Annotated in this window: 5 protein-coding genes; 2 read left to right on the top strand and 3 right to left on the bottom strand. The window is 37.1% G+C overall.

Features of this window, described 5'->3' with window-relative positions; translation table 11 throughout:
• Positions 1-65: 65 nt before the first annotated feature.
• The 3 genes from VLZ86_RS04940 to VLZ86_RS04930 are packed head-to-tail and all read right to left on the bottom strand — an operon-like array spanning position 66 to position 2,980.
• A complete protein-coding gene (locus VLZ86_RS04940; protein ID WP_325449333.1) occupies positions 66-1,271 on the bottom strand; it encodes a DUF4350 domain-containing protein in 1,206 nt (401 codons plus the stop codon).
• Positions 1,268-1,996 carry a hypothetical protein gene (locus VLZ86_RS04935; RefSeq protein ID WP_325449331.1) on the bottom strand — a complete coding sequence of 243 codons (729 nt, stop codon included), beginning with the start codon at positions 1,994-1,996 and terminating at the stop codon, positions 1,268-1,270. Before VLZ86_RS04935 ends, VLZ86_RS04940 begins: the two co-directional genes overlap by 4 nt.
• Positions 1,997-2,980: a stage II sporulation protein M gene (locus tag VLZ86_RS04930; protein WP_325449329.1), complete on the bottom strand. Its 984-nt coding sequence runs from the start codon at positions 2,978-2,980 to the stop codon at positions 1,997-1,999.
• Between the two features lie 24 nt (positions 2,981-3,004).
• Between VLZ86_RS04930 and VLZ86_RS04925 the strand changes: the two genes are divergently transcribed.
• Positions 3,005-3,721 (top strand): RDD family protein, encoded by a 717-nt coding sequence (locus tag VLZ86_RS04925; protein WP_325449327.1) that lies wholly within the window; start codon positions 3,005-3,007, stop codon positions 3,719-3,721.
• A 212-nt stretch (positions 3,722-3,933) separates the two neighbouring features.
• Entirely contained in the window at positions 3,934-4,560 is a 627-nt protein-coding gene (locus VLZ86_RS04920; RefSeq protein ID WP_325449325.1) for a trimeric intracellular cation channel family protein, read from the top strand.
• Positions 4,561-4,695: the final 135 nt, after the last annotated feature.

Below are 4,695 nucleotides of genomic sequence, written 5' to 3'. Positions count from 1 at the left end.
CTTCTTGAGTTGGTAGGTGTTCTATTTGTGTTTGTCCTTCAATAGGATCTTTATTTTCCATAGGTTTATGAATAAAATTCTTCAATGTGTCTATTGAGTTTTAAAAGGTTATCTTCAAAAAACTCATTTTTGGTCCGTAACCAATTGATGAAATTAATGGTTTTTTTTACGGTTTCTATATTCTTGCCAGATTTTTGGGAGAGTTTGGTGATGAATTCTTCGTTTAAAATGGTCGTATCTAAATTATAATCGGATCTTATCTTCTCTAAAAAATAGGTGATTTTCTTATCGATGAGATTTTTATGATCTTGAGTTTCAAAATAAAGATTGGAGATCGTTTTGACAAATCCCACTGTGGTGTTTTCCAACGGTTTTATGATGGGAATGATGCGCTGTCTTCTTTTGGCATTGAAAACCATAAACAAAAATGTCAAGAGCAAAGCCAAATACCAAGCCCATTTAAAGGACGTTTGTTGCAAAAACCAACTCAAATTCGATTTTTCTTCGGCATCACCATAATGGGAATCAAAAAACTTGGTGAAGGAGTCAAAGTAAATATTCTGGTTGGGTAGATAAGACAGAACACCTTCAGTATACAGGTAGCGATCGTCCTTTAAAATGTTGTAATTGGTAAAAACCTTTGGTTCCAAATGCAAAAATATTTTCCCATCTTCAAAAGGAATTTCCAGAAAATTGATCAAATTAAGATCATGATTGAGATAGCCCAAAGTTTTATGGTTCTCTGCTTCAAATCGTGAAAAATAAGACGCACTATCGCTTTTATCGATTAGTGTGTTTTTGGGCTTCAATTGAGGGTGCACGAAGTTTAGCTCTACAATACTGTCCTGGGTTTTAATGCCCTTTATTGTTAAATTTAACGTGTCCAACAGCGATTTGGGGAAGGTGTAGTCTGACATGAAAAGCGTATTGCCACGACCGGCAAAAATCAGGAGTTCTTCCACATCTGCAAGTTCCAAATAGTCTGAATTGCCTATCAGAATATAATTCCCTTCTGCTATATGATCGCCATAACCATCCTCTGAATTCGCATAAAAGTAATTGTAAGGTGAGTAGTAAATGGTTTTCAGGTGTTGACCGTCAAAAAGCTTAGGCAATTCCTTATAAAACACACTTACACCATAGGGTTTATTACTCTTTTCATTATAGCTTTCCGTCCAATCTACAGTCCGATTTCTACTATAGTCCACCGTGACGGCAATGGTAATAATGGTTGCAGCGATTAGAAGTATAATGACTAAGGTTTTGTTCATGAATTGATCTCTTTAATAAGTTGAACAAAACTATCTTTGGCCAATTGATATTGTTCCTCATTTATTGAAAACTCGCCATACCAAGTGTAATCGTAAATGTAGGAGGTATAGGCAAAACCTTTACTGAAGTTTTGAGATGCAATAGCATTCATATAATCTGCATTGGTTTTATCATCCTCATAGTTGATAAAGTTTTTGAGGTTCAGGTGCTTTAATACCAATAAATAATAATACCGAATGGCCAATCTGTAATCCTTCGTTTTTTCGGCGTTGGTGATGAGTGCCTTAATGTCGGCCTGCCCTATGTTTTGTGCAGTGATTTCTCCATGCGACTGTAATTTTTCAGTCTTTCTAAACGAAAACAGTTTGCCGCTTCCTTCATTTAACAAAGTGTAGGCCAGATAGGGCAGAGCTATGATCAGAATGATGAGAAACCCCCAATTTAAGAGACTGAAGTCAAATGAGAAATTATCCGCGTCATTATCTTCGTTTACGTACGGTCTGTTTTGAGAGTATTTGGACGTGTCTCCGTATTTTGATGGCTTAGAACGCACAGTTGCCTTTCCTTCATAATTATACTTCCTACCAGAATAATTATCCTTAAAATTTTCTTTGAATTGGCGCTCATTTTGAGGTTGTTGTACAGGAATTTCCCCCCAAAGTGGTGTGTTTCCATGGAGCAGAATCATACAGACCGTAATTATGAGCGTCAGTTGAAGTTTCATTTAAGTAATTATGGGAGTCAGTTGCGCATCCAATTTTCTTTTGACAACGAAAGGATATATTAAATAATAATAACTGATACATCCTAAAGTGACCAAGATAATACCAACGGAGATTAATTTGGGCATTTCTTGTGAATATCTTGTGATGAACCCTTCCAAGAATCCAGCGAAAAAAGTAAATGGGAAGGTGCTGATGACTATTTTGACCCCAGTTTTGGCACCTTCCTTAAAAGAGGTAAATCTTGAATGCGTCCCAGGGAATAAAATGCTTGCGCCTAAGATCAAGCCTGCTGCTGCTTCAATGACAATGGCAAAAATCTCCATGGAACCATGGATCCAAATACCTCTGACACTTTCCCAGAACACATTCTTTTCGTAAAAAAAATATTGAAAGGAGCCCAACATGATACAGTTCTTAAATAAGATGTAAACAGTGCCGAGGCCGCCAAAAATACCTAAAACGAAAGCAATGATCCCCACGCGTAAATTATTGACGGTAATGCCTATAAAACTTCCCCAGTTGCTGCCGCTTTTGTAAACGGCCACCGGATTGCCGGCATCAATGTTTTCTAGAGTCATGTTAACGTATTCGTCACCTAAAATAGACCGGACAAACTCGCCGTCATTCGCTGCTGAAAATGCACCAATAGCCGTGAAAATAGTAAAAATGATGAAGGTGATATAGACAAATTTTCGATATTGATGCATTATCAACGGCACTTCAGTTTTCCAAAAAGCAACGATTCTATTGCTGTCTTCGCGTTTGGTCTTATATATTTTTTGAAAAGCTTTGGCCGCTAATTGATTTAAGTAGGTAATTAATTTACTTTTGGGGTAGTAAGTTTGCGCGTAGGATAAATCGTTGATTAATTGGATATATTGTGACGCAAGTTCATCAGGGTTTTTAAAATCATTATTGAAGATGGCGGTTTCAAAACTTAGCCATTTTTCCTTATTTTGCTTGATAAACGCAACTTCTCTCATATAGTCGTTAAAATAAAATATAAAATGTCAGAGTTACAAATTAACACCACCCAAAATGTGAAAATTAATTTTACGGCGTCGGGGGTGGGCGAACGGTTGATGGCGTTTATTATTGATATGATCCTGAAGATTGGTTATATCACCATATTGAACATGAGCCTAGGTGTTTTTCAGGATATGGACCAATGGTCGCAAATTGGCATCAACACCTTACTTTCTCTGCCGGTTGTTTTTTATACTTTGGTTTTGGAAGCTCTTTTGGAAGGGCAAACGTTTGGAAAGAAAATCATGAAAATTAAAGTGGTTAAGATTGATGGGTATCAAGCCTCTCTTGCCGACTATGTGGTGCGCTGGTTTTTCAGGATTGTGGATATCTATATTTTCGGAATGGGCTTTTTTGTGATTCTTTTCAGTAAAAGATCGCAACGTTTGGGCGATATGGCTGCCGGAACCTCAGTAATTTTATTAAAAGACAAGGTCGATATCAGTCACACGATTTTGGAACACCTGGAGGACGATTATAAACCCACATATCCAACAGTAATCAAGCTTTCAGACAACGATGCGCGGATTATTAAGGATACTTTCACTGCCGCAAAATCCGCCAATGATTATCAAACCCTGATCAAACTGCGGAATAAAATAACGGAAGTGATAGGGGTAAAGGCTGTCAATGGTAATGATATTCAATTTATAGACACCATTTTAAAAGATTATAATTACTATACCCAGAGTATGTGAGCAGAGAGCCAAGTTTTGTCTTTTACAAAACTTGTGCGAATCGCTTATCCCGCTTTTGGGCGGGATCTCTTCGATGTAGTTATAAAGTGAATTTCACGTTTCCATTTCATAAAACCTTCAAAAACATCCAAATTGATATATTATTCCATTAAAGTTTTAGATTGCCCAATACGTGTTGTTATCTTTGCCCGCCTATAATTTTTCAGAAAACTATGTTTCTACAAACCCTTGACATTCTCGGAACTATTGCTTTTGCCATTTCTGGTGTATCTGTTGCGATGAATAAAAAAATGGATCCTTTTGGGGTGCTCATTATTGCTTTTGTAACCGCGGTAGGTGGTGGGACCTTAAGGGATATTCTCATTGGGGTGACCCCAGTAACCTGGATGACCAACATGACGTATGTATATGTAATATTCGCTGCGACTGTTTTTACCGTAGCTTTCAAACGGAAAATCAATTATTTGCGCACGTCCTTATTGTTGTTTGATTCGATTGGTATTGGGCTTTATACAGTTGTAGGAATTGAAAAAGGTTTGACCGCCGGGTTGCATCCCTTTATTTGTATCTCATTAGGAACTATCACGGCTTGTTTTGGTGGTGTCATCAGAGACATTCTATCTAATGAAATCCCGGTTATTTTTAGAACAAAGGAAATTTATGCGACCGCTTGTATTTTAGGAGGTATCACCTATTTCCTTTTAAGACAACTACCAATTGATGATAATGTGGTTTTTATGATTGCGGGTGCGGTGGTAATTTCTGTTAGGCTGATTGCGGTGAAATTTAATATCAGTTTGCCAAACCTGTATAAAAATGATCCCAAAAGATCAGTTTAGACTCTTGTTAAACTCTTGAAAAATTGAACTGTCAAGTATCCCGATGATATCAGATGGTTATTTTTTCTTCCAGCTGCATATAAGTTCATTAGCGGTTAAAATTCATTTATCCCTAAACAAAAAAAAGCCGCGTTA

The organism is Gelidibacter sp. (genome assembly GCF_035515035.1).
In the GTDB taxonomy this organism is placed as follows: Bacteria; Bacteroidota; Bacteroidia; order Flavobacteriales; family Flavobacteriaceae; genus Gelidibacter.
Note: the sequence above shows the minus strand (reverse complement) of the source record. Positions and strands in the feature narration are given on the sequence as shown.